This window comes from Streptomyces sp. SID13666, from assembly GCF_010548325.1.
In the GTDB taxonomy this organism is placed as follows: Bacteria; Actinomycetota; Actinomycetes; order Streptomycetales; family Streptomycetaceae; genus Actinacidiphila; species Actinacidiphila fildesensis.
This window is the reverse complement of sequence record NZ_JAAGLX010000010.1, coordinates 49,475-75,207: the sequence shown is the minus strand read 5'-3', so window position 1 is coordinate 75,207 and position 25,733 is coordinate 49,475. Positions and strand designations below refer to the sequence as shown.

Sequence of the window (25,733 nt, the reverse complement as noted above, 5' to 3'; positions counted from 1 at the left end):
CGCCGCGTAGGACGGTTCCCATCAGTAGGCAAAGATTGCGCATGTGTGGGTCCCGTAAAGATCAACAAGTCCTTTTTAGCAGCTCAAAGCATCTTTTTGTCCCCGCTACGGTTCGCGTTGAATGGTCCAAGTCATGGACCCGTCACAGACTGTAGGGACACATGAGAGCCAGAGGGATGCGGGCTTGGCGTGGGAACGCCTGGCCCAATCCGGGGGGCCAGTGGACGCGGCGCATAGCCGTGTCCGTGGCGGTCGCGATGGCCGTCACCATGCTGGACGGCACCAGCGGAGCCGTAGCCGCGCCGCAGACGCCCGTTCCGCAACAGACAGCCGGCCACTACGCGACGACAGCGGCGGACATTCCGTCCGCACGAGTCGCGGCGCGGCTGTCGGGCAAGCAGGTAGAGGCGTTGGCGGAGCGGACGGAGACGTCCACGACGTGGGTGAACGCGAATGGTTCGCTGACGACGGAGGTTTCTGCCGGTCCGATCCGCTTCAAGGACAACGGCCAGTGGCGGCCCGTCGATCTGGACCTGGTGCAGAACGGTGATGGCAGCATCGCGCCCAAGGCCCACCCGCGGGGTTTGAAGCTGGCCGGTGGGGGCGGCACCACAGCCCGCTCGCTGACCGATGCCGGCACCGCGCCCGCTCGTGACCTGGTAACGCTGGGTGCGGGTGATCAGCAGATCGCCCTCCAGTGGAAGGGCGGTCTGCCCAAGCCGACACTCAGCGGGACCCGCGCCACGTACGTCAACGCCGTTCCGGGCGCGAACCTGGTCGTGGAGGCCACCCGTACCGGTTTCGAGCAGTTCGTCGACATCGCCCAGCGGCCCGCCGCAGGGGGCTTCGCCTATACGCTGCCGCTGAAGACCAAGGGCCTGAGCGTCAAGCAGCTCGCCGACGGCAGTCTGCAGTTCACCGACGCCAAGAACAACAAGCAGGCCGTGATGCCCGCCCCCACCATGTGGGACGCGCAGGTCGATCCGGTCTCCGGCTTGCACACGCACCAGGCGCCGGTGGCGTTGAAGGTCGTCGCGCACAAGGGCTCGGTCGACCTGGTCTTCACCCCGGACACCAAGTTCCTGGCGGACCCCTCCACGAAGTTCCCCGTCACGGTGGACCCGTCCACCGCGACCCTCGGGAACGTATTCGACACCTACGCACAGCAAGGCGTCACGGTCGACGAGTCGACAGACACCGAGCTGGACCTGGGCAACCCGGGCACCACGAACACCGACGGCACGCCACGCACAGCGCGCTCCTTCATCACCTGGAACACCGCACCGTTCGCGGATGCCCTGGTGACGAACGCGAAGCTGAGCCTGTGGGACTTCCACGCGGGCAATAACGTCGACTGTGCGGCGTACCCGTGGGAGGTGTGGGACGTCGACAAGGCATCTACCTCCACCCGGTGGCCGGCACAGCCGGTCTGGCACACCAAGTCCGCCACCTCGACGGAGACCCGTGGCAACCCGTCGTGCACCGCGGCACCCGACGGATGGATCAACGCCGACGTCACCACCCTCGCCCAGACCTGGGCGTCATTGAAGAACGCCACCTCCGGGATGGGCCTGCGCGCCTCCAGCGAAACGGTCATCGCCCAGTGGAAGCGGGTGAACTCCGCCAACGCGGCCACGAACCCGCCGAAGCTGGTCGTCACCTACAACTACCGGCCGCGCACCGGCACCGACCAGCAGGCCGGACCGCCCTTCTTCAAGGACACCACCGGTACCTGGCAGGTCAACACCTTGACCCCCACCCTGCGCGACACCTTCGCCGACCCGAACAATGACAAGGTTGACGGCACCTTCCAGATCTTCGACAACACCACCGGCACCCAGGTCGGCAACCTCCTGGTGTCGCCCTACGTACCGGCGGGACAACCTGCGTCGGTGACCGTACCGGCCGGGCTGCTTACCAACGGCAAGACCTACAAGTTCCACACCAACTCCTACGACGGCACGCACTACAACCTCGGCTGGTCTCCCTACGCATTGTTCACCGTGGATACCTCCGCTCCTTCCGCGCCCACGTCCGTGACCTCGACGGACTACCCGAGCAGTGCCTGGGTCAAGGGTGTCGGCCAATCTGGCAACTTCACTGTCACCCCGCCTGCTGGAGACCAGAGCGGTGTGGAGTGGTCCCTCGACGGCACCACCTGGACCAAGATCAGCACGGGCGGGAGCGCGACTCCGGTCGTCGTGGCGATCAATCCGACGAAGGCCGGTACGAACACCCTCCAGGTTCGTTCGACGGACAAGGCGGAAAACAAGTCCGAGTCCGTGTCCTACACCTTTCACGTCGGACCGGGCGGTGTGACTAGCCCCGACGAGGGCACCCGGACCGCCGCCCGTGTCCCGCTGACCGCAGAGGCTGACAGTTCCAAGTACGACCACGTCGCCTTCTCCTGGCGTCGCGGCGACGCCGACACCTGGACTCCGGTCCCGGCAGGAGATGTCGCCAACTCCGGTACGGCTCTGCAGTCCTGGCCGGTTGCTCTGTCCGGCGGCAAGAGCCCGCAGTTGACCTGGAACGCCACCTCGACGGTCAACCCCGACAGCACAGTCCAGGTCCGGGCTGACTTCACCGGCCCGAACAACTCCGCCGTCTCCTCCGACCCGATCAGCGTGATCGTCGACCGCACTGCCGACGGCGCGACCACTGACAGCATCGGCCCGGGCGCGGTGAACCTGCTCACGGGCGACTACACGCTGTCGCGCACAGACGCGTCGTTCTTCGGTATGACGGTCAGCCGCACCTCGTCCTCACGATCGCCACAGGCCGGGGCTGGGCTGGACGGGCAGGCGCCGATTTTCGGCACGCAGTGGCTGTCCGGCACCACGGCCGAGACCACTAACTCGGACTACACCGAGATCCGCAAGACCTCTAACACCTCGCTCGACGTGGTGATCAGCGACGGTTCGACGATCAAGTTCACCGCGAACGCGAGCCAGAACGGCTGGGTTCCGGAAACGGGCGCCGAGGACCTGACTCTGACCGGTGCTTTCGCCTCAGGTGACTTCACCCTGTCCGACACGGGGGGCACGGTGACGACCTTCACCAAGGTCGGCGCTGCGGCAACCACCTGGACAGTGAGTAGTTCGCTACTCGACGGGCTGACGAACTCCACCACGAAGGTGGTCTCCGAGGCTGTCGTGCTGGGGGGCAAGACTCTGGCCCGCCCGAAGCGGATCATCTCCGCCACCACGGCCACCACGCTGGCGGCCTGCGACGCGGATCCCTCGATCAAGGGTTGCCGGGTCCTGGAATTCACCTACGCCACCACCACGACCGCGACCGGCAGCGCCACCTCCGCCGACTTCGGCGACTACACCGGCCAGGTCTCGTCCATCAAGCTGTGGGCAACCGCCCCCAGCGCGGCCTCCGCGACGGCCACCACGGTGGCGCAGTACCGGTATGACATCGGCGGCAGCCTGCGGCAGGAGTGGGATCCACGGCTGGCTCAGAACACCCAGACCCAGTACGCCTACGACAGCGCCGGGCGCGTGACCTACCAGCAGGATCACTCCCTGCTGCCGTGGAACTTCACCTACGGCCAGGTCGGCACCGCCGCGACCGCCGGACCAGGCATGCTCTTGACCGCCTACCGCTCCACCTTGGCCCCCGGCAGCGCCAGCACCACCAACGGAACCGCCACCACCACCGTCGTCTACGGAGTGCCCCTGACCGGGACCAGCGCACCCAACGACCTCGGACCGACCGCGACAGCCTCGTGGGGTCAGAGTGATCTGCCCACCGACGCCACCGCGGTCTTCCCTGCCGACCAGGTCCCCGCCTCCAACGACGGAACGACCCTCGACTCGGGCAGCTACACCCGCGCCACGCTCCACTACCTGGATGCCTCCGCCCAAGAAGTAAACAAAGCCGAACCTGGTCACCACATCACGGCCACCGAATACGACCGGTATGGCAACACGATCCGTTCCCTGAACGCCGGCAACCGTGAACTGGCTCTGGGCACCACCACAGCGCAGAAGAGCGAACTCACGGACCTGGGCATCAACGCCCTGTCCGCCGGCGAACGCGCCCAACTGCTCTCCACGACATCGGTGTACGACGCAACAGGCCAGCGCGTGACCGACACCTACGGCCCCCTGCACCAGGTCGCCCTAGCGGCGAACTTGGTCAGCGGTAGCACCACTGTGGCCACTGCCGGCACCGGGGTGACGGCACGCGCCCATACGCTCAATGAGTACGACACCGGCCGCCCCACCGACGGCACCGCAACCGTTAAAAACCAGGTCACCAAGCAGACCACCGGCGCCCAAGCCCGCGCATGGCCTGACCTGCTCGCTGACCCAAGGGTGACCACCACCGGATACGACTGGGTCAAGGGCCTGCCCACCAGCACTACGAAGGATCCCGGCAGCCTGGCGCTGACCACCACCACCGCATACGACGACCAGGGCCGGGTCACCCAGACCACCCAGCCCGCTTCCACCGGCACCGACGCCGGCGCCACTACCACCACCTACTACACCGGCACCGGCAGCGCCCCCTGCGGCGGAAGGCCGGAGTGGGCCGACACGGTCTGCCAGACCGCACCGGCAGCCGCAATTGCTGGCGGCGGCACGAACCCCACCCAGCTCCCCACCACAACCACCCAGTACAACGTGTGGGGCGACCCAACCGTCCTTACCGAAACGGCCAACAGCGTCACGCGCACCACCACCACCGGCTACGACGGTGCTGGACGCCCGACCACTGTCACCATCACTGGCGGCCTGGGCACTGCGGTGCCCGCCGTGACCACGGCCTACGACACCGCAACCGGGGCGGTGCTCACCCAGACCTCGACGGCCGGCGGCACGATCACCAAGACGTACGACCAGCTCGGCCGCCAGATGTCGTACACCGACGCTGACGGCGCCACCACTTCCACCCAGTACGACACACTCGACCGGCCCACGACGGTGACCGACACAGTGCCGTCGACCACCACGTACACCTACGACACCGCGCTCGATCCGCGCGGGATCACCACAAAGGTCTCCGACTCAGTCGCCGGCCCCATCACCGCCACCTATGACGCTGACGGCGACCTCGCCTCGCAGGGTCTGCCCGGCGGCTACACCATGACCGAGAACCAGGACCCCATCGGCGAGGCCACCACGCGCACCTACACGCGCAACGGCGACGGCACCGTCCTGGTCTCCGACAGCATCACCGAAACCATTAACGGCCAGTGGGCCACGCACACCGGCACCCCCGGTGTGACCGCGTCGCAGAACTACACCTACGACAAGATCGGCCGCCTCACCCAGGCCCAGGACACCGGCACCGACGCGGTCTGCACAACCCGCAGCTACACCTTCGACAAGAACACCAACCGCAAGACCCTGAACACCGCCACTGCGGGCCCCAACGCCGACTGCACCACCACCGGTGGCACCACCGTCACCAACACCTACGACACCGCAGACCGACTGGTGAACTCCGGCTACACCTACGACGCCCTCGGCCGCACCTCCGCCAAACCCGGCACGGCGTTGGCGTACTACGCCAACGACCTGGCCCAGCAGCAGACCGCTGGAACCCAGCGGCAGACCTGGACCATCGACTCCGCCCTGCGCTTTCGCACCTACACCACCGAAAGCAACAACGCCGGCACCTGGACGCAGACCGGCTCGAAGGTCAACCACTACGACTCCACCTCCGACATTCCCCGTTGGGTTACTGAGGACACTGCCGGCAGCATCACCCGCGACGTCGATGGTCTCGACGGCAACATTGCCGCCACCACAACCAAAACCGGCGGAACCATCCTCCAACTCGCCAACTTGCACGGCGACATCACCATGCAACTACCCGTCGACACCAGCGTCGCGCCCACCGTCCTGGACGCTGACGAATACGGCAACCCTCGGGCCGGCCAGATCGCAACCCGCTACGCCTGGCTCGGTGGCAAGCAACGCTCGGACGAAACCCCCACTGGCCTCACCCTCATGGGTGTACGCCTCTACGACCCCACCACCGGCCGCTTCCTGTCCACCGACCCGGTTCCCGGTGGCAGCTCCAACGCCTACGACTACGCCAACCAGGACCCGCTGAACGGGCTCGATCTGGACGGGCGCACGGCCCGAGGTAACCAGCGCAGCAGCGAGTTCAAGGACTGGTCCGATACCGAACTTGAGCACTTCTATCGGCAACCGAGCACGCCCAAAGCGATGAAGCAGAAGATCAAGAAGGAACAAAAGGCCCGCGGCAGCAGGGGATCGCGTAGCAGCAATTCGAAGAAGTCACAGGGGCGGAACAACCGACAGCACCACCGTGCTCATCATCACCTACGCACCTACGCGAAGTGGGGGCTGGGGGGACTGGGGGTCGCAGCAGCCGGTGCCGCGTGCTTCTTCGGTGGTTGCGAAATCGTCGGGGCAGGGTTGGGATTGGGTGCGCTGGGATCCTGGGCCTTCTCATGGTGACGTGACCCCAGCCATTCTCGACAGATACGGAAATGAGCCAGTATGGCCAAGTACAGATGGCGCACAAGAGCGAGAGGCATCCTCCCCTCCGCATTCGGACGGCTCTTCCCGAAGGGCTCGAAGGACTGCGGCGCGCATGAGTGGTACCGGCACGACGAGATCGAGTACCTGTGTTACCACTGCGCCGTGGGCGTGCGGCCAGCTACCGAGACCGACGGTCACGCACCGATCTCCGGTTCTCCGGATCGTCCGTGACACGCGAGAAGACCAGTCTGCCCTCTGCCTTGGTGAGATGACGGGCAGGCGCTAGGCCCAATGTCACAACCGGGGCGACGGACATCCACAAGGGTGTCCGCCGCCCCGGTTTCAACTCATGAGCGAGCCAGCTGTAGTGGGTTAGGGTCCAGCGATCCATATACCGGCGGGTGGATCCCGGCGGGGCGCCGGCTAAGCGCCGGTATTCGGGGCAGTCCTCGCGGGGTTCGGCGTTCTCCTGGTGATGCATCGGAAGTACAGCAGCGAAGTACAGCAACCGGCCCGACCGGCAGCGACCGCCAACGACCCTTGCACTACCTCTGACGTGCGTAGATGGCCTCAACGATCGCTGTGCCCGTGATTCGGGACGAAGAGGCCGTGGGTTCAAATCCCGCCACCCCGACGGTATAGCAGCAGGTCAGGGCCCTGATTCTCATTGAGGATCGGGGTCCTGTCTCGTTTCCAGGCTCTCTTGGGAGCCGTTTGGGAGCCGTTCTCGAAATCCGGCTCCCGGGTGGGAACGGCCCTGCCGGGCGGAACGCCTGAGATAGTCCCCGTGTCGGCGCTACGGTCGCCACGACGGATACGTCGGCAGCTGGGGGAAGCATGCGCGGTACAAATCAGCGAGAGCAGCGGCATGGGGTATGGAGGCCACGATGAGTGCCGAGCCTCTGCTAGCCGGAGAAATGCCGCTGGCCGAGGTCATGGCCCGGCTCCGGCAAGACCGGCCGGTGTTCCACTCGGAGGCGGACCTCCAGCACAGCTTCGCGCGCGTGCTGTGGGACCTGGCGCCCAAGATCCAGTCCAGGCTGGAGGTGCGCCAGCACGCACCCGACGCCGCCGGCGCCGAGTACCTCGACCTGCTCTGCATCGGCCCCTCGGCCCGCACGGCCATCGAGTTCAAGTACTTCACGGCGAACTGGACTGGAGCAGCCGGATCCGTCCCGGAGGAGTACGCGCTGAAGTCGTACGCAGCCACCGACCTGGCCAGGCTCGGCTTCGTCTCCGACATCGCCAGGCTTGAGCGCTTCGGCAACCGCCCCGACCAGAACGGCTTGGCCCTCCTCATCACCAACGCAGCTGGCCTGTGGACGCCTCCGAAGCCAGGCGGCAAGCCCACCCGGGACCGCGACTTCCGTATCCATGAGGGCCGCGCCCTGGCCGGCCAACTCCTCTGGGGTGGCGGCGACTACAAGTCGAACACACGAGCCCTGCACGGCTCCTACCCCCTCAACTGGCAGCCGTACTCACTGCAAGACGGACCTCGCGGCGAGTTCCGCTACGTCGCCGTATTCACCGACTCGTGACGTGGACGGCAGGCCGCCCCACCCAGCGCCGTCGCCTGCCAGCAGCGCTCCTTCGGCGTTATCGCGCAGCCCTGGTAGCCGTCTCGCCTGGCGCAACTGCGGCACCATCCCCCGCCTGGCAGTAGCCTTCCCGCCGCTCACCCCAGCACAGAAGCCTGAATCTGCCTTCCTCGGGTAAACGATGTCGAGACGTGGGCGACGGAATTCCCTCCGCCATCCGGAAAGTGGCGCCTCAGCAGGGGAGCTTGGGACGTTCGGCACTGTCGCTGCGCTTCAGCGTGCGCCAGCGCATGGAGCGCGTGCAGTCGTGCCTCCACGCGCTCCCGCATGCACCCTCCAAGCGCCCCTGCTCCCTTCGTACTGTCATTGAGAGCGAGGGTCGGAAATTAGTCCGGCTCCGACGGGGAGCAGGGTGCGGCAGGTGACCGCACTGGCCTGACGTCGGCCAGCTCTGCCGCCATGGGGATGGGGGCGGCATGAGTTCCCGACGCAGGATCCATGACAGCTACGAACAGGCAGTTCAGTCCGCTGTGTCCGCGTTCGGAGCAGAGGTCACGCCCAAGCTCAGAGGCAGTGGATGGCAGGAGGATCAGCTTCGGGGGCCGTTGGAGAACTTGGTCTGGTCCGTGTGCCATGGCCTGGGCCTTGAGGTCACTCTCACCGGCGAGGTCCCGCTCGTCGACCTGCGCGCCCGTCCTGACTACGAGGTCAAGGTAGGCGGCGCTCTCGTCGGCTACATCGAACTCAAGAAACCTGGCACCCAGGCTGACCCGTCCGTCTACACAGGACGCAACGCCGAGCAGTGGAGAAAGCTGCGGCTGCTCAACAACGTACTGCTCTGCGACGGCAACGAGTTCTCAGTCCACCAGAACGGCCAACGGGTCGGTGAAGTAGCCCATATGAGGGGCTCGGTCCTCACCTCCGGCGACCGGCTTGCGCCAGCAGACGGGGCGCTGGCCCGTGTGCTGTACGACTTCCTCACGTGGGAGCCGCAGACACCCCGGACGACGAGTCAACTTATCCGAGCAATCGCCGGCCTCTGCCAACTGCTTTCGGAGGAAGTCGGAGAGGCGATCACGCAGGAAAAGCAGCGACGTCGTCCGCCGACCTTCACGACGCTCGCCAAGGATTGGCGTCATCTGCTCTTCCCGGAGACTAGCGACGCCGAATTCATCGAACAGTACGGCCAGGCCGTGGTGTTCGCGCTGTTGCTTGCCCGGGTCGAGGGGATCGTGTTCGAAGGCGATACCGTGCGCGGCATCGCCTCGAAGCTCGGCAAGAAGCACTCCCTGATGGGCCAGGCGCTGGATGTCCTTGCCGGAGACTCGGTTACTGGACTGTCCACCACACTGAACACGCTGCTCCGGGTCATTGGCGCGGTCAGATGGGAAGTACTGGACGACGGCACCGGAGACGCCTACTTCCTGCTGTACGAGCAGTTCCTCCATATCTACGATCCGGACCTGCGGATCCGCACAGGCTCGTACTACACACCGCACGGCGTCGTCTCGGCGATGGCCAGGCTCGTCGAGGACGTCCTGCGGCGGGATGGCTTCCGTATCCCGTCCGGCTTCGCCTCCCCCGACGTGGTTCTTGTTGATCCAGCCATGGGCACCGGGACATTCCTGCTGTCGGCCTTGGAACTTGCCGCGCGAACCATTGCCGAGGACGAGGGCCCGGGAGCCGTGGGCCCGCGCCTGCGGGAGATGGTCGGGCGTCGGCTGGTCGGATTCGAGATGCAGGTCGGCCCGTTCGCGGTCGCAGAACTGCGTATGCACGCCATGCTCAAGAAGTACGGGTCCGCGGCCCCTGCCGCGGGCCTCAGGCTGCTGGTGGCAGATGCCCTGGACAGTCCGACAGCAGAGTTCAACTGGATTCCCCACACTTACCGGGCGCTCGCTGAATCACGCCGTCAGGCCAACCACGTCAAGCGAGACGAGCGCGTCATGGTCGTCATGGGCAACCCGCCGCACGACGCCGTGCGCCGGGGCGCCGGCAAATGGGTGGAACGAGGTGATCCAGAAGCGGGTATCCCGGCCCCGCTGGACAGCTTCCGACAGCCGGGCAACGGCAGATACGAGTCGAAGATCGCCAACCTCTACGTCTACTTCTGGCGTTGGGCCACCTGGAAGGTTTTCGATGCACACGACGACGCACCCTTCGGCGTAGTTGCGCTGATCACGCCGAAGTCATGGCTCAAAGGGCCGGCGTTCGCGGGTATGCGCCGCTACCTACGGGAGACAGCCGACGAGGGGTGGATCATCGACTTGTCCCCACAGGGCCACCGTGCGGACGTCGCGACCCGCATCTTCCCCGAGGTCGCTCAGGAACTGTGCATCGCGATCTTCGTACGGTGGCGGGACAGCCCCCGGCCGCCCACGGTTCGGAAGACCGCAAAGGTACGACACGTCAAGGTCTTCGGACGCCGCCACGAAAAGGTCGAACGCCTGACGGCCCTCACGCTCAACGATCCAGAATGGCGCTACTGCGCATCGGGGCCCACAGACCCCTTTCTGCCGCCCGGCAGCGACTTGTGGGAGTCCAGCCCGAGCTTGAAAGACCTGATGCCGTGGTCATCACGCGGCGTCACCCCGGGGCGTATGTGGGTCTACGCCCCGGACGAGGAGACGCTTCAGGATCGATGGCGACGCTTCCTCGCAGCCGACACCGAGCAGCGACGCGCGATGCTGGGAGACTCCGGGGAGCGAACGCCTGAGGACAACCTCCCACCGTTGCCAGGGGTCGCTTCTCATGGCCGGACACCGCTTGCCGCTGAGCACAGGGCAAACGCCAAACCGGTGCGCATCGGGTTCCGGTCGTTCGACCGGCAATACGTCCTGCCGGACAGCCGATTAATGGAGCGAGGCAGAGCCGACCTCTGGCGAGTCCGCAGCGACGAACAGATCTACACCGTCGAGCAGAACGCCCACCCGGTCATCAACGGACCGGGACTGGTCTTCAGCGCCCTCATTACCGACATGGACTACTACAACAACCGAAGCGGTTGCGCCCGACCTCTCTATCGCAACGCGGCCGCTACGCTGCCCAACCTGGCCCCCGGGTTGCTCTCCCTGCTCACCGAGCGACTCGGCGTGCCGCTCACACCAGAGGATCTCCTGGCCTACATCGCCGCAGTCGCGTCACACCCGGACTACTCCGCGCGGTTCAAGGAAGACCTGGAAGTCCCTGGCGCGCGGATACCCCTCACAGCCGATTCGCGCCTGTGGGAGCAAGCAGTCGGCATCGGTCGACGCGTTCTGTGGCTGCATACCTACGGCGAGCGGTACGCCGACGATGCGGCCGGACGCCCTTACGGGAGAGTGCTGTTGCCGCGCGACCGCCCCCGGTGCGTGGAGGAGATCCCGGACGATCCCGAAGCGATGCCGGAGAAGCTGGAGTACGACCCTGTCACCCAGGATCTGTGGATCGGCGCCGGGCGGATCAGCCCGGTTCCCCGCACAGTCCGGGAGTACGAGGTGTCCGGAATGAACGTCCTCGACAAGTGGTTCGGATACCGCAGAAAGGAGCCTGCCGGTAAACGACGCCTCGAACTGGACCACGTGGTCGCTCAGCGCTGGCTCCCCGTCTGGACCACTGAACTACTCGGACTGCTCAACGTCCTGGGCCTGCTCATACGCGAGGAACCTGCACAGGCCGCGCTCCTCGATGACGTGTGCACGAGCCCGCTGATCACGGTGACGGACCTGACCACGGCGGGGATCCTTCCCGTCCCCCCGGAGGCGGCCAAGCCATTGAGGGCGGCATCGGACACGGGAGACGGACTGTTTGAGCTATGAGACCGGCTGGTGAAAAGAGGGCGCCAGGATGGCTGACGGCACCGCAGACCTCCGATCCTGTTTCGACGCGGCCCAACAAGCCCAACGGAACCGGATGGGGTGAGGCGCTGGCGATACGCCTACTGCGTGTCACCCCGGGCTGGGAGCCGATCCCCTCCCTGAGTCCGATGCCGCCCCAGACTTATTCAGCCCAACCCCCTGACCAGCAGCGACACCAACCGCCCAGCTAGCGATCTTGTCCCGACCGCATCGAAACGAAAAGGCCAATTCCGCCACCCCGACGGTGTAGCAGCAGGTCAGGGTCCGGATTCTCACTGAGAATCTGGGCCCTGTCTCGTTTCCAGGGGATCTTGGGAGCCGTTTGGGAGTCGTTCTCGATCCGGCTCCCAGGGAGCGACCGACGAGCAGAGCTCACCGCACAGCTTGTGCCGGCATTAGCTCTGACGGTACGACCATCACATGCACCGTTGGTCACCGCTCAACGATCGCCAGCTCGTCCTCCTCACCCGCATCGGGGAGGGTGTCGACCCCGTCACATCAGACGCCCCTGAACTTGCCCTCACCGCCAAGGCCCTCAAGGAGCGGGGGCACATCATCATGCCCAAGGCGGGTGGGAAGTGGCAGGCGGAGATTACCGACGCCGGGCGCTTCTACCTCCAGCACGGGCATCACCCGGACCGGCCTGAGCCAGCACCACGAATGTCCCGACCGGCGAACCCCGAGCCTGGGCAGCCGGAATCGGACCGCCCCGAGCAGACGGCCGCTGCTCAGCAGAAGCCCCCTGCGCGGAGCGTCGCCAAAACCCCACGGCCTTCTCCGGTAGCCGTCGGGCCGGCTTTGATCGCGGAGGTGCAGCAGGCCGGGCGCTTCCTGCGTATCCCTGACCCGGACGAGGCGGTGCGGGCCCGATACCGCAGGGCTTTCGACGCCGCGCGTCAGTGTGCGCCTGCCGGGTTCCACCTGAAGTACAGCGGGCGGGCCAAGGGGGATTTCTTCCTGGGGCTGCTGCGGGTGACCGGCGAGGACGACACGGAGTGGAACCGGATCCGCCTGGCACGCAGTCGGGTGATCACCGACGTGGACGACGTCATCGCCGCCGTGACTGCGGACCACAGCGCCTTCGAGGTCTCCGACGGAGTGCTCCCCCGGGTGCTGGCTCTGCTCCGCCTTCTCACCGAGCAGGTTCTTCCTCTCCATGGGGAGATCGCGGTGTCCAAGAAGCGCAGGCAGCCGAGGCCGCTGCTCACGGTCCATGGCAGGACGTTCGAGATCGGCTTCAAGGAGCGCCAGAAGCAGGTCCGGTATGTACCCAAGAAGGAGGGTCGTCGCACGTACGACTGGCAGCGGGTCGTACCGGCGCGGCGGTTCGAGCCTTCCGGCGAGCTGGAGCTGCAGCTTTCCCAGCAAGACAACTACAGCTACGGCTGGAAGAAGGAGTGGGCAGACACTCCCAAGAAGCCGCTTGAGGAACAGATCGGCTCCATACTTCGGGCGCTGAAGACCCGCGCTGAGGAACAGGAGCGGGCACGGCTGAATCGTGAGGCGGAGCAGCGCCGGCAGCAGCAGGAACGGGAGCGGCAGGACGCTGAACGTCGCCGGGAGGAGGCCGAACAGCGAGAGCGCACTCAGCGCGAGTGGGAGGCCGCAGTCAGCGTGGCCTCGATCAAGGCGGTGGATGCCACCCGGGCCGAACACTTCGGCACAGCCCTGGAGCAGTGGCGAGCCGCCGGAGAGATCCGGACCTTCTGCATCGCCCTGGACGAGACCGCCGCCCAGGCCGGGGACCCTTTCGAGGCCGAGCGGCTGCGGGAATGGTCGGCGTGGGGCAGGGCGGAGGCCGACCGGCTCGACCCCACCCTGAACGGGAGGGGCCTCGGCACCCGCAACTTCCATGCGGAGCCGACAGGCGACGAGTTGCGGCCGTTCCTCGCCGGCTGGCACCCACAACGCCCGGAGAAGGTGAAACCACCGGCGGAGCCCGTACCGACCAGGCCGGAACCCGAGCGGGGGCGTAACGGCTTCAACGACGCACGTCAGGACCAAGGCTGGAGATATGGACACCCAGGTCGCGCTCAATGGTGGAGGCGATGACGCCATGGCCGCGGTCGCGGAGCGCCTTCACGGCCCGCTCACCCACTTCGCCGAGTCGCAGTACTTCGGCGCGTAGGGCGATCAGCTCGTCGTAACGCTCCGCCTTCTCCTGCCCGCACCACTCCCGGACCGTGCGCAGGGAGGCTGCCTCAGCATCCAATTTGCGGTCGTCCCGGCGGCGATATCCGTACCAGGAGGACTGGCCGCGCTCCTCCTCCAGGGCCTGCTGCCGCCGGTCCACCTCCGGCAGGATCTCCTCGGCCAGGCGCTGTGCAGCCTGCTTGGCGACCCGCTCGGTGACCGGCCAGCCGAGCGTGCAGAGGCCGTTGCGGTCCTCGTAGACCATCGGATCGCCCCGCAGTTCGACAGAGTCCACGCCGACGAGCGGCGCCGTCTCGTCGAGATGGCCAAACTCCAAGACACCTGCGTCGGCGACCGCCTTGCGCAGCCGCAGCCGGCCCTTGGGCCGGACAAAGCCCAGGATCATCCGGGCCGCTTCGAACTCAGCACTCCCCCGCACCTCCCTCGATGCCTCAGCCAGCACCAGCTCGGCCGCATCATCCACCCGGAACGGCTCAACGTCGGACCAAGGCGTGACCAGACAGCCGCCGCTCACCCACTCCTGGAGCCCGGTCTCATCACCGTCCAGGAACCGCACGTGAACCCGCCCGGCTCTGCCCGAGGCGCCTACCCGGACGATCTCCACCTGGCGCAGAGCGCCACCCAGTTCCTTCGGCCTGGCTCGGTAGGCCCAGCACTCCCCGGTCTCCATGCCCCTATTGAGCCAGGTCGACGGCGCCGCCGGATGCCCATCAACGAGATCTCGTCATTCCAGGTATCCGTGCATGGCCTTTCAGCTGTCGACCGCAACTGTCAGTGTTGTCCGGCACGATGGCGGACATACGGTTCGATACCTGTGGGGGCTGCTGTGAGTATGAACGGGCCGCGCGCCGGGCTTCCGGTCGAGTTCCTTCGCGCCGTCGTCGCGGAGTCAGGGCCCGAGTCCCCTCCAACACGTGCGGCCGTAGAGCACGTACGTGCTCTGTCGGAGGGCGTCGCGCGCGATGACCTCGTATTGGCGCTACTGGGGGGAGCGCTCAGGGACGGCGCCCCGGATTGGCTGCTCCAGACTGCGATCGACCAAGACCTGAGACGAACGACTGAGCCGTGCTGGGGCGGGTCCATGAAACTGGCTTCCGCAGCCCTGTCCAACCCCTCGTGCACCGAAACGCAGCGCATGGAGGCCCTCCGTCGTTGCTCCGTGCCGCAGCTCGGCAGCCTTGGTCGCGCTGGGTGCACGGACCCGGTTGCCCACGGGATCGCGGCCGAACTACGACGGCGCGGACCTCACAGTCAGCCTATGAATCCGGAGCTGTTGAAGGAGCCGGATACCGCACAAATGATCTTGCGGCAGGCGGATGTGCACGACGTGGTTTTCGCCACGGCCCTCGATCTTCTTCCGACGTTCCCCCGCCCCACGCGCCAAGGCGAGGTAGAGGACTTCACCGCCTGGTGGGACGCATACATGGCCGAAAGGAACGCCTGGGAGAAGATGTGGGAACAGGTGGTGTCCACCCACACCACGCGCCACCGACAGCTTGTGGCCTGGGCCGAGAAATCCGATGCCGACCACGTCATCCGCAAGCACCTGCTCGGCACCATCCCCTGGGACGTCGAGCCAAGCCTCCTGGAAGAAATCGCGAAAGATGATCTCGCGCACTTCCAGGACAGCTCACTGCTCACCCGTGTGTGTCGGATGTCCAGGGACGGCGCCTCCGAGCAGCAGGTACGTTCCCACTTTGGGGATGAGCTCAGCGCGTTGAAGCCCGAAAGCCTCCGCCACGTTGAGGAATACATCCTCAACGTGGCGGACCTCCGAGAACATGGCGAGCACGCCACCACCTCGTGGGTGGAAAACGCAGCGAAGAGCAACTGGCGATACATCCTCAACCCCGCAGAGGCCAAACAGCGCTACGGCGAGCCTCACACCTGGCGCTCTCCAGACGAACTCCTGCGCTCCCTGAGCCGGCGATTCGCGGAGGTGGGCGTCGAAGCCCTGAAGCTCTGGGAACCCCAGAAAACCACGGCTCACCGAGCTCAGTCCGACCTACGCTGGGTTCACTCCACATTGGTGCACCTGCCCACCGTGACGGACAAGGTGGAGACCTGGGTGCGTGCCATTTTGGCGGACTCGCGCCCGAATCCGTACACCCGGGCCCATGGCTACACAGCCCTGGACCAAGAGCGACAGTTGTCCGAGACCCGTGCCTCGATCGTGCGCATCATCGGCGACCCTTCGGCAGCGAGCCGCAAGACCGCGCTTGGCGATCCGAACACCGTCACCGTGCGGGACCTCTCCGGCGCAACCGGGGAGGTGCTGGAGGACTATCTGACGCGGCACGGCGGTAACGACGAGCTGGTCGAGAAGGCGCTTCTCGCCTTCGCCTCAGGTTCCTCCCGACCGAAGCCCACCTTCACCGACGTGCTGGCCCGCCACTCCGCGCCCCAGGCCGCTCTGATGGATATCACCACCCATCTCCGGCGCCGCCTGGGCGGTTCCCCGAGTTACCGGGAGGCATGGGCACGAGAGGTGCTCGCTTTGCCCGACATCAATCCGGAATTGATCCGTGCGCTTCCCGCCTGGACCGCCCTAACGGTGGGCGGAGGTTCCCGCTACAGCACTACGCACAAGGCCGTCACCACCGTCGTGATGCATGCGCTCGGTGGCAGCGACAAGGCGTGGGAACGCTTCGCGTCGAGTCCCGCCTCCTACTCAGGTCCCACAGCATGGCTCCGGCTGGGGGACGTCCTCGACGCCTCTGCCCACGGGACCCCGTGGCCGACTCCACCGAGCACCAGGTGAACGGCCGAAGGCCGATCAGAACAGGGCGGCCCCTACAAACACCAACTGACGCCGTCGACTGTGGGGATACTGCGAGGAGTAGGGCGGCCAATGGGTGCGATCCGGCCAAGCGCATCAAGAACGTGGTGCGGTTCGAGACGGTGTCCGCGCTCGCCGGCGTCGTGGAACACAAACGAGCCGCCAAGGGCATTCTGGTGACGACCTCCTGGTTCGGGCGGCGCAGCGAAGCCTTCGCCAACGAGCACGGACGGCTCGAACTTCTCGACGGCGGCAACCTGGTGCACCTGTTCAAAGAAGCACCCGAACCTCGATGTCATCCCGGCCCAATCCACCGAGGAACCGTCCTCGATGGGCGTCGTGCCCTGCTACAGGGCACGACGCCCACCTGCCTGTGGCTACAGCGCCGCGTGGCGTGCCCGCAGGAGCGCGTCGAATACGCGGACCGGTGAGCGGGGGCTCATCTCCAGGCGGGCCTCGAGTGCCTCGTCCCACTGTTCGGTAAGGGCGAGCAGCAGGCGCTTCCGCATGCTGGGTGTGACGTGGGCATAGCGGGCGGAGACCGAGCCGTCGATGTGGCCCATGCGCTCGTCCATGAGGACCTTCTCCGTGCCGACGTCCTCCATGTGGGTCCGGTGGGAGTGGCGGAGACCGTGGGGGGTGAGCCCCCTGGCGATCGGGGCCCAGCACGCGTCAGCCCGTGCCGAGGCATTGCGCCCGCGGACCGGGATGCCGGGCCATGGCTCGCCAACCAACGGCACTGGTCGTGCCTCCTGGGGCGCCTTCTTCGGGTAACAGCCCGAGACTGCCGGGGTGAAGAGCCAGGTAGCGAAGCCGTTCCGGCGCCAGTGCGCGGTGTGCCCGACTACCGCGCCCCCACGTATGAACCCGAGATCCGCGATAGCCGCCTCCACCTTGGTGCGGGTGGCTTGGGTCACGCGATCGGGGTGGTTGAGAACGTTGGACACCGTCCCCGTGGAGACATCGGCGCGCCGGGCGACGTCCACGAGCTTCGCACCGTGGTGTCCACCGGTGCGCGCCGCACCGTGGCCACAGAAGACGTACGTCCTGCCGTGGCAGGCGCAGGGGGTCGGCTTGGCGCGGGCGATGTGGTTGGCGACCAGCGCTGACAACCAGGGCGGGGTGTCGATGGTGCGGTAGCTGTCGTCCTTGGGCGGGCAGCGCACCATCTCACCCGTGTCCAGCTCGTACAGCTGCCATTCCACGCGGACAGCGCCGGGGCGGGCGAACTCGGTCTCCAGTCCCACGATCTCGCCCCAGCGCATCCCGGTGTACGCCTTGAGGATCACGGCAACGAACTCGTCGTCGCGCCCGGACAGCAGGGCAGCCCGTTCGGCGATGAGCACGATGCCGAGCGGATCGGTGACGACCTTCTCGGGGCCCCGGCCACGGGAGCGGCCCGCGCGCTTGCCCCGCCCGCGTCGCCTGGTCGCCGGGTTGGACGTGATCAGCCCTTCGTCGATCGCGTCCTCGAAGATCAGGTGGAACGTGGAGCGCCAGGTCTTGACGCTGGAGGCCGCGTACAGGGCCCTTTCCTTCTTCTCCCACCGGTCGACGTCCGAACGCAGGATGCCGGCGAGCGCATGGTCCTCGAAGTCGGGGAGGAGGTGCTCCTCGATGTGGCGCTTGTAGTTCTGCATGGTCGAGGCCGCCAGATCCTGGGCCCCGTACCAGCGGCTCGCGTAGTCGCCGAACGTCTCCTGCCCCAGTGCGGGGTCGCGCCAGTCGCCGCGTCGGTACTTGTTCTCGGCCTCGCCCGCCGAGCGTTGAGCCTCACCCTTGGTGGCGAACTTGATCGCCTTGCCATGCTCGTCGACGACGGTGAGGTGCTTGCCGGGAGCGGTCTTGTATCGGGCACGCCAGTAGCTTCCGCGCTTCTCCGCGAAACCCAAGTGCGTTTCCTTCCTCTTCGGTTCGGGGTCCTACGCGGCGGTGTCGAATTCGGATCGGTTGGACCGGCGCGGCGGCCTGGCGCGCAGGCGAGGCGATGGTGCAGCCGGTTCGGGTGCGCCGGACCGTCGAGCGGCTGCCGCAGGTGGGGCACCAGCTGCCGGCGGCCGTGCAGCGGTGGTCGGTCGCTCCTCGTGGAGGCGGATGATCTCGGCGAGATGGCCGGCGGTGAAGCGGTAGGCACGGCCCACGCGAGCAAAGGGGATCTGGCGACGGCGGGCCCGGTCCTTGACCCACCAGGCAGAGCAGCCGAGCACGGCGGCCACCTCGTCGGGGCGGTAGAGGCGGGACAGCGCAATCTCGGTGCCTGGCTGTTCAGCCACGCTGGATCGCCTCCTTCGCGGTACGGAGGCGAAAGGGCAACAGGGCAGGGGGCATGGCCTCTCGGCGCAAGGAAGTTCCTTCTCTGGCGCGCTGGTGCGACTTATGACGCGCCGGTTGATCACTTGGGTATGGGGCGGGGTGAAGTACGGTGCGCCTGCCGGGTGTTGACCCACCCGGGGAGCGCTATGAGGGCTCGTTCCGCCAACTCGTCTCGGCGAGCAGAGCGAGCGGTGAGACGTCGAGGGCGGCTGCGATGGCGACGAGGTCGTCGACATCGCAGCGGCGCTGCGTGCGTTCGATGCGGGACAACATCGTGATGGTCATGGGGCGGCCGAGCGTGGTCACCCGTTCGACCAGCTGGCGCTGGGCGAATCCGCGCGCTGTGCGGGCACGGGTAATAGCGCGGGCGGTCAGCACGCCGGCCGGACCAATTCCCAGAGGGCATTCAGGCATGGGTCAGTTGTAGCTCTGCATTGCCGGTTTGGGTAACCGGCGATCTGCTGCTATGTTGCGCGTCATTTTTGTCAGATCTGGTCCCCTGACTCCCGCGAGCGAGGCAACATAGCCTGGAATCCGCCGTTGACCAAATACCTCGAACGGCGTTGATGGCGCGGCGTCTGCGATGCCTCTCACGTGGGACTCTGCATCGCCCGGCCAAAACGCACACCCATCAAGGCCCTCCAGAGGGCAATTTACCGATTGCCCCTTTTGTGCCGCTTCTAGGTCAGCGGCCAATTCGGGTCTATCGTTTTAGGGAAGCCCTGCACGATGCGTTCGCCGAGAGCTGTTTGCTTTCTCGGCAGAATGCTGGACTTGTGCGGAGAGGGTGTGGCTGTCTTGGCCATACGCCCGGAACCCCTGGGGTCGAACACATGAAAACCCCCGGCGGGCCAACGCCGGGGGTTCAAAATCCCCTATCAACCGAATTTGGACGATCAAGACGGTGGCGGCCACAACGCCACCGGGTGAGGAACCGTCTATGCCCCAACAAGCTACAGCCCTCGCGGCCGTAGTCGCGTACCCGTCGCCGAACTCCCGTGCTCTGCCTACGAAGGCGGGGCGATAGGCATGGCGCGGATACGCACCATTAAGCCGGAAGCCTTCATCTCCGAGTCGCTCGCCGCAGTGAGCGTCCATGCCGAGCGGACCTTCTTCGGCCTGCTCACCCAGGCAGACGACCACGGCCGCTTCCGTGACCAGGCCGCCGTCATCGCCGGCGCCCTGTGGTCTCTGCGCCCCGAACACGGCCCGCTGGAAGTCGAGGACGACCTCACACAGCTCGACGGTGCCGGTCTGATCTGCCGGTACGAGGGCGCCGACGGCAAGCGATACCTGCACATCGTCGCCTGGGCTCGCCATCAGAAGATCAACCGGCCCAGTGGCAGCCGTTGCCCGGCCTGCCCGCGCCACCAGGAGGGTCGATCGGCCGAGACTGCCCCGTCCGCTCACGGTGTCCTCCGTGAACAGGCCGGGAGCCCTCACGGAGGGGAGCCTGAGGGCTCCCGAGAACGTAGCGAATCACCCGTGAACGAGGAAGCCGCAGGTCAGAGCAATTTCAGTGAGCCCTCACCACAACGACAGGAGGGTGCGGTGAGGACTCAGGGTCCGGATCTAGGACCTAGGATCCTGGATCTAGGATCACCACCTCCGGTGGGGGGCGCAAGCGCCCCCGCGCCCCAGGCTTCCTCGGGTTCGGTCTCGGCCAAGAGCCTGGTCGGCGAATACGTCGCCTCATGCGAACACCGGCCGCCCAGCGACGTGCTCGGCCACCTCGGCCGGGTGGTCAACAAACTGCTCGGCGAGGGCCTCGCACCCGACCATATCCGCGCCGGGATGAGCCGGATGCGCGCCAAGGGCCTGTCCGCGAACCTGCTGCCGAGCCTGGTCAACGAGGCCATGAACGCTCCGCAGGCAACTGCCGCCCCACCCCGGGCGTGGACCAACCCGGCTCCGGCTGACGTCGAGGCGGCCTACGGAGGCCAGCTGTGACCACAGCCACCACCAGCCGCGAACCGCAGCGCATCAGCACCCTGGCCGCCCGCCTCGGCGCGATCCTCGCCGACCGCGGCATCGACGCAACCGCCGCACCTGATGAGGCCCCCTCGGAGCGGGTGACCGCGCTGGAACTGGCCGAAGCGCGCATCCCGCCCCGCTACCGCCATGCCCTCGCCGGCCACCAGCAGGTCGCCGCCTGGGTCGACGAGGTGGCCCTCGCCGCGCGGCCCGGACCGAGCGGCACCCGCGGCATCGCGCTCGGACCATCTCTGCTGATCGCCGGACCCACCGGCACCGGCAAGACGCATCAGGCATACGGCGCGGTGCGGTCGCTACTGACCGCCGGGGTGCGACTGCGGTGGGAGGCAGCCACCACGGCTGACCTGTACGCCCGCCTGCGCCCACGCGCCGGCCACGACGCCGAGCGAGACCTCGCCTCTCTCAGCAGCTGCCCACTGCTGATCCTCGACGACCTCGGCGCAGCCAAGCAGTCGGAGTGGACCGAGGAGATCACCTACCGGCTGATCAACCGCCGCTACACCGAGGTGCTCCCCACCCTCATCACGACCAACCTGCCGACCGCCGCGCTGCGCGACGCCGTCGGCGACCGCGTCGCCTCCCGTCTCGCCGAGATGACCACGACCGTCGTCCTCACCGGCGCAGACCGCAGGCGCCAGTCCGGCGTCTGACCGCACGCCGCCGCCCTACCTCACCGCTTCCTCACACCGCCCGCCTGCGCCCACGCCTGCCCACACGGCGCGGCGGGCCTTTGGAGACTTCCTGTATGACGCCACTCCCCCTGCCCGCGCTGGGGCGCTGGACCCCGACGTCGCTCGCGTTTACCGCTCTCCTGGCCGCATGCACGATGCTCCTGGTCGGCCTGCTGATCTACCGCCTCACCAACCGAAACCGCAGCAAGCGACAGCCCGGAACACCCGCCGTCAGGGTCGCCGCACTGGCCGCGGTCGGCTGTACCGCCTACAGCGCCGACACCAGCTGGCGGTTCGCCGCCGACTACCTGGACATGAACGGAACCACCGAGCGCACCGCGATGTTCGCCGCCGCCGAACTCGCCCTCTTCGCCACGGCGCTGCTCGCGCGGCAGAACCTCCAAGGCCCCAAACAGACCCCCGGCCTGCCCGGCATCCTCACCTGGGTGATCACCGCTGTGCAGGTGATCCCCGCGTACGCCGAGTCGGGCGCGGTCGGCGGCACGGTGCGGGCCTTCGTAGGACCGGTCATGGCCGCACTGCTCTGGCATCAGGCCATGGGCATCGAACTGCGCATCCGCACGCCCGAGGCCGCCTCTCACAGCGTCCTCGCCCGGGTCGGCCGCGAAGTACGCGAACGCCTGCTCTCCCGCCTTGGTATCGCCCAACGCGATCGAGATGCCGCGCAGATCACCCGCGACCGCGCTACCAGCAGAGCCGTCGCCTTGGCCGCCCGCCTTGCGGAGCGAACCCAGAAGCAGCGCACCAGCTGGCGAGGCCGGCGCACTGCACGGCGGCTGTCACGGGCTATCGCCCAGGCTTCGGTGGGCATCGACCAGCGCCAACGTGAAGTGCTGCTGCAACAGCTCGCCGTTCGCCGTCACGCGACAGCACTGGCGACGATCGAACTGCCATCGCCTTGGACCGCTTCCACACCGGACGGGCACGCCACGCGTCATGTCGAACCGACGACGCCCCGACACAGCCCACCGGGAGCCGACTACGCCTCCGAGACCGAGGAAGCCACGGAACACCTCGGTCCCGACCTTCCCCCCGAGTCTGTGGCTCACCGATCCGTGAGGAAACAACTCCCCCTGCACGAGTGGGCACCCGCCCCCGAACCCGTCGAGCCGTCCCACGAGGAAGACGTCCCCGCGGCGCAACGCTACGGCCGCCCTCCCGGTGCCGAAATGGACGAGCTACTCGCCATCGGCCGCGAGGCCGTCGCAGTGCACGGAACGGCCACCCGCGCCGTGCTGCGCAACGCCATCCGGGAGGCCGAACTCACCATCTCCGAGGACCGGCTCACCGAACTCAAGGCGCTCCTAGCCGCGGAGCAGGGCGCCAAGACCAGCCTCCCAACGGCCTGACCGGATATCCGGTCAGCCACAAACGACGGCACGGGGATCCGCGGACCATCGACTCCGCCTGACCACAGCCCCACGTTCACGCCGCCATGCCAGGCGCAGCACTCCCCCGCGATCCCCCTCTCGCACCAGCAGGACGCGGGGTTACTGCCCAAGCGCCGGCCGATCCGCTCATTCCCCCCTCCCATCAGGAGCCTTCCATGCAGGATCCGTGCACCACCGGCCCGGACCACCACCAGAACGAGACACGACCCACCCCAGCCTCAGACGGAGCAAGTTGGAGGTTCGGACACTCCCCCGCCGGGGGAGCGTCCGAACCCGACCCCGCCCCAGGGGTGGCGGGGCCCGACCAGCGCCAGGGGGCGCCGGACGGGAAGGCTGCGACCGAGGGCGGATCGCAGCCAGGCGCGGCCGGGCGCAAGCGCCGGGCCAGGGGGAAGTCGCGTCCGCGTGACAAGAAGCAGCGTCCCGCCCAGAGCGTCCGCCTCAGCGAACGCGAACACTCCGTCATCCAGGCCGGCGCCGACGCCGTCGGCATGAGCATCGCCGGTTTCCTCGCGCACTCCGCCCTGGCCGCAGCCCGCGACCAGACCCGCACCGCCGCCGCCATCGCAGCCGACCACGACGTCCTCACCGAACTGTTCGCCACCGGCCGCAAACTCGGCTGGGCCGGCAGCAACCTCAACCAGATGACCAAGACCCTCAACTCCGGCGGCGACGCCACCCACGTCGAGGAGACCCTCGCTGACGTCCGCCGTGCGGCCACCGCCACCAAGGCGGCCGTCGAGCGGATCATCTCCCGCGTGAAAGGCGAGGCCGCTTGATCCCTCGCATCCACAAGCAAGGCAGCAACACCCGGGGGCTGCTCAACTACCTCTACGGCACGGGCACCCGGGAGGAGCACGTCGACCCGCACCTGGTCGCCTCCTACGACGGCATGGCACCCGATCCCGGTCGGGATCCCTCCGCCACGAATGAAGACCTCCAGCGGGTCCTCGACCAGCCCCTGCATCTGCTCGGGGAAGACCAGCGGCCCGAGCAGCACGTGTGGCACTGCTCCGTGCGAGCCGCGGGCACCGACCGCATCCTCAGCGACGAGGAGTGGGCCGACATCGCCCGCCGCATCGTGGCCGCCACCGGCATCGACCCCGGCAGCGCAGACAGCGCCGGGTGCCGATGGGCCGGTGTTCGCCATGCCGACGACCACATCCACATCATCGCCACCCTCGTACGCGAGGACGGCCGCCGCCCCGACCACCACCGCTCCGGCCAACGCGCACAGGCCGCAGCCCGCCTCATCGAAGCCGACTACGGCCTGCACCGCGTCACGCCCGGCGACGGCACCGCGGCCAAACGCCCCACCAGCGCCGAACGCCACAAAGCCGAACGTGCTGGGCGGGAGCGCACTGTGCGGGAGGAGCTGCGCGAGACCGTGCGCGGCGCAGCAGCCGGCGCGGCCTCCACGGATGAGTTCTTCGACCGTCTGGCCGCCGGCGGTGTCCTGATCCGTAAGCGGATCGCACCGTCGGGTGACCTCCTCGGCTACAAGGTCGCACTGCCCGGTGACCGCAACAAGGACAACGAGCCGGTCTTCTACGCCGGCTCCACCCTCGCCCCCGACCTGTCCCTGCCCCGCATCCGCGAACGCTGGACCCAGCGGGCGCAGGCTGTCCCCGAAGGCGGCTCCGGGACGGCACGGCCCGCCCTGCCGCCCGTAACCCATCCCGCGTTCGCCCGACGTCGCGCCACAGCTGCCACCTGGCAGGCCCTGCTGATCATTGATCACGGCGACGACGGGATGGCAGCAGCGCAGATCGCCGCCACAGGGGAGGTCCTGGACGCGCTCGCCCAGAGCTCTGCCGCCCACACCCGCACCGAACTCCAGCACGCAGCCTCCGCGTTCGAACGGGCCGCCCGCTCCCACGTCCGTGCCATACGCGGGCACGACCGCGCCCTTCGCCAGGCCGCCCACGATCTGGTCCACAGCGGCCCCGCCCTCAGTCACGGCGAGGACGGCGCCACCACCGCCATGGTCATCGACATGGCCGTCTTCCTCGCCATCACCGTGGCGAACTGGCACGCCAAGAGGCACCACCATCAGCAGGCCGCCGCGGCCCAGCAAACCGCCGAACACCTGCGTGCCGCGTACCAGGCTGCCGCGGCCCACCCCATGGCCACCCTCCGCCGGCGAGGCCAGCGTCAGGCACCGAGTATCCGGAGACGGCAAGCCGACCTCCTGCGTCAGATGCTGCCAGAGCTCGCCGAACGCATCCAGGCCGAGCCCGGCTGGCCCGCTCTGGCCGCCACCCTCGCCGACGCCCAGCAAGCGGGACACGAGCCGGCCTCCCTGCTCGCCGACGCCACCCAACGACGCGAGCTCGGCACCGCCACCTCCATCAGCGACGTCCTCGTCTGGCGCCTGCGCGCCACCGCTCACCTGCCCGCCGCACCCGAAAACCCGCAGGTCAAACCCACCCGAGGCAGCCGGGGCACCCCGGCCGCAGCACCCGCCGCATCACCGGTCGCCCGGGCGGCGAGCCACTCCAGCCGTCGGCACTGACCCCGGGGAGGCGGGCGCAACATAGCCGACGATCGCCGGTTAGCCCAACCGGC

General features: G+C 67.5%; 15 protein-coding genes. 11 read left to right on the top strand and 4 right to left on the bottom strand.

What is annotated here, in order from left to right; genetic code table 11:
* Window positions 1-257: 257 nt before the first annotated feature.
* From G3I60_RS16025 to G3I60_RS16010, 4 genes are all read left to right on the top strand, one after another.
* Window positions 258-6,443, top strand: a complete 6,186-nt coding sequence (locus G3I60_RS16025; protein WP_164607378.1) for an RHS repeat-associated core domain-containing protein — start codon at window positions 258-260, stop codon at window positions 6,441-6,443.
* A 911-nt stretch (window positions 6,444-7,354) separates the two neighbouring features.
* Window positions 7,355-8,005, top strand: coding sequence for a hypothetical protein (locus tag G3I60_RS16020; RefSeq protein ID WP_164607305.1), 651 nt, complete (start codon window positions 7,355-7,357; stop codon window positions 8,003-8,005).
* Window positions 8,006-8,481: 476 nt separating this feature from the next.
* On the top strand, window positions 8,482-11,802 hold the full coding sequence (locus tag G3I60_RS16015; protein ID WP_164607303.1) for a type ISP restriction/modification enzyme: 3,321 nt from the start codon (window positions 8,482-8,484) through the stop codon (window positions 11,800-11,802).
* 849 nt (window positions 11,803-12,651) lie between these two features.
* Window positions 12,652-13,893 (top strand): hypothetical protein, encoded by a 1,242-nt coding sequence (locus G3I60_RS16010; protein ID WP_343241948.1) that lies wholly within the window; start codon window positions 12,652-12,654, stop codon window positions 13,891-13,893.
* Here G3I60_RS16010 and G3I60_RS16005 read toward each other — a convergent pair.
* Window positions 13,823-14,665 carry a PE-PGRS family protein gene (locus tag G3I60_RS16005; RefSeq protein WP_164607299.1) on the bottom strand — a complete coding sequence of 281 codons (843 nt, stop codon included), beginning with the start codon at window positions 14,663-14,665 and terminating at the stop codon, window positions 13,823-13,825. The two genes, G3I60_RS16010 and G3I60_RS16005, sit on opposite strands and share 71 nt — an antisense overlap.
* Before the next feature lie 588 nt (window positions 14,666-15,253).
* Here G3I60_RS16005 and G3I60_RS45445 point away from each other — a divergent pair.
* Together G3I60_RS45445 and G3I60_RS16000 are read left to right on the top strand one after the other, a co-directional pair.
* The gene (locus tag G3I60_RS45445; protein WP_239069884.1) at window positions 15,254-16,756 is read left to right on the top strand and encodes a hypothetical protein; all 1,503 of its coding nucleotides are present in this window, start codon (window positions 15,254-15,256) and stop codon (window positions 16,754-16,756) included.
* Window positions 16,681-17,205, top strand: coding sequence for a restriction endonuclease (locus tag G3I60_RS16000; protein ID WP_239069882.1), 525 nt, complete (start codon window positions 16,681-16,683; stop codon window positions 17,203-17,205). Before G3I60_RS45445 ends, G3I60_RS16000 begins: the two co-directional genes overlap by 76 nt.
* Here the strand turns inward: G3I60_RS16000 and G3I60_RS15995 are convergent.
* The 3 genes from G3I60_RS15995 to G3I60_RS15985 form a co-directional block, all read right to left on the bottom strand.
* Window positions 17,152-18,666 carry a LacI family DNA-binding transcriptional regulator gene (locus tag G3I60_RS15995; RefSeq protein WP_164607294.1) on the bottom strand — a complete coding sequence of 505 codons (1,515 nt, stop codon included), beginning with the start codon at window positions 18,664-18,666 and terminating at the stop codon, window positions 17,152-17,154. The two genes, G3I60_RS16000 and G3I60_RS15995, sit on opposite strands and share 54 nt — an antisense overlap.
* 30 nt (window positions 18,667-18,696) lie before the next feature.
* Entirely contained in the window at window positions 18,697-19,047 is a 351-nt protein-coding gene (locus G3I60_RS15990; RefSeq protein ID WP_164607292.1) for a helix-turn-helix domain-containing protein, read from the bottom strand.
* Window positions 19,048-19,231: 184 nt separating this feature from the next.
* The gene (locus G3I60_RS15985) at window positions 19,232-19,501 is read right to left on the bottom strand and encodes a helix-turn-helix domain-containing protein (RefSeq protein WP_164607290.1); all 270 of its coding nucleotides are present in this window, start codon (window positions 19,499-19,501) and stop codon (window positions 19,232-19,234) included.
* 615 nt (window positions 19,502-20,116) lie between these two features.
* On the opposite strand from G3I60_RS15985, the gene G3I60_RS15980 reads away from it, so the two are divergent.
* From G3I60_RS15980 to G3I60_RS15960, 5 genes are all read left to right on the top strand, one after another.
* Window positions 20,117-21,037, top strand: a complete 921-nt coding sequence (locus G3I60_RS15980) for a hypothetical protein (protein WP_164607287.1) — start codon at window positions 20,117-20,119, stop codon at window positions 21,035-21,037.
* Window positions 21,034-21,732: an ATP-binding protein gene (locus tag G3I60_RS15975; protein ID WP_164607285.1), complete on the top strand. Its 699-nt coding sequence runs from the start codon at window positions 21,034-21,036 to the stop codon at window positions 21,730-21,732. Before G3I60_RS15980 ends, G3I60_RS15975 begins: the two co-directional genes overlap by 4 nt.
* Window positions 21,733-21,827: 95 nt before the next feature.
* Window positions 21,828-23,123 (top strand): hypothetical protein, encoded by a 1,296-nt coding sequence (locus G3I60_RS15970; RefSeq protein WP_164607283.1) that lies wholly within the window; start codon window positions 21,828-21,830, stop codon window positions 23,121-23,123.
* A 332-nt stretch (window positions 23,124-23,455) separates the two neighbouring features.
* The gene (locus G3I60_RS15965) at window positions 23,456-23,944 is read left to right on the top strand and encodes a plasmid mobilization relaxosome protein MobC (protein WP_164607281.1); all 489 of its coding nucleotides are present in this window, start codon (window positions 23,456-23,458) and stop codon (window positions 23,942-23,944) included.
* The gene (locus tag G3I60_RS15960) at window positions 23,941-25,680 is read left to right on the top strand and encodes a relaxase/mobilization nuclease domain-containing protein (RefSeq protein WP_164607279.1); all 1,740 of its coding nucleotides are present in this window, start codon (window positions 23,941-23,943) and stop codon (window positions 25,678-25,680) included. The genes G3I60_RS15965 and G3I60_RS15960 overlap by 4 nt, the downstream gene beginning before the upstream one ends.
* Window positions 25,681-25,733 lie beyond the last annotated feature (53 nt).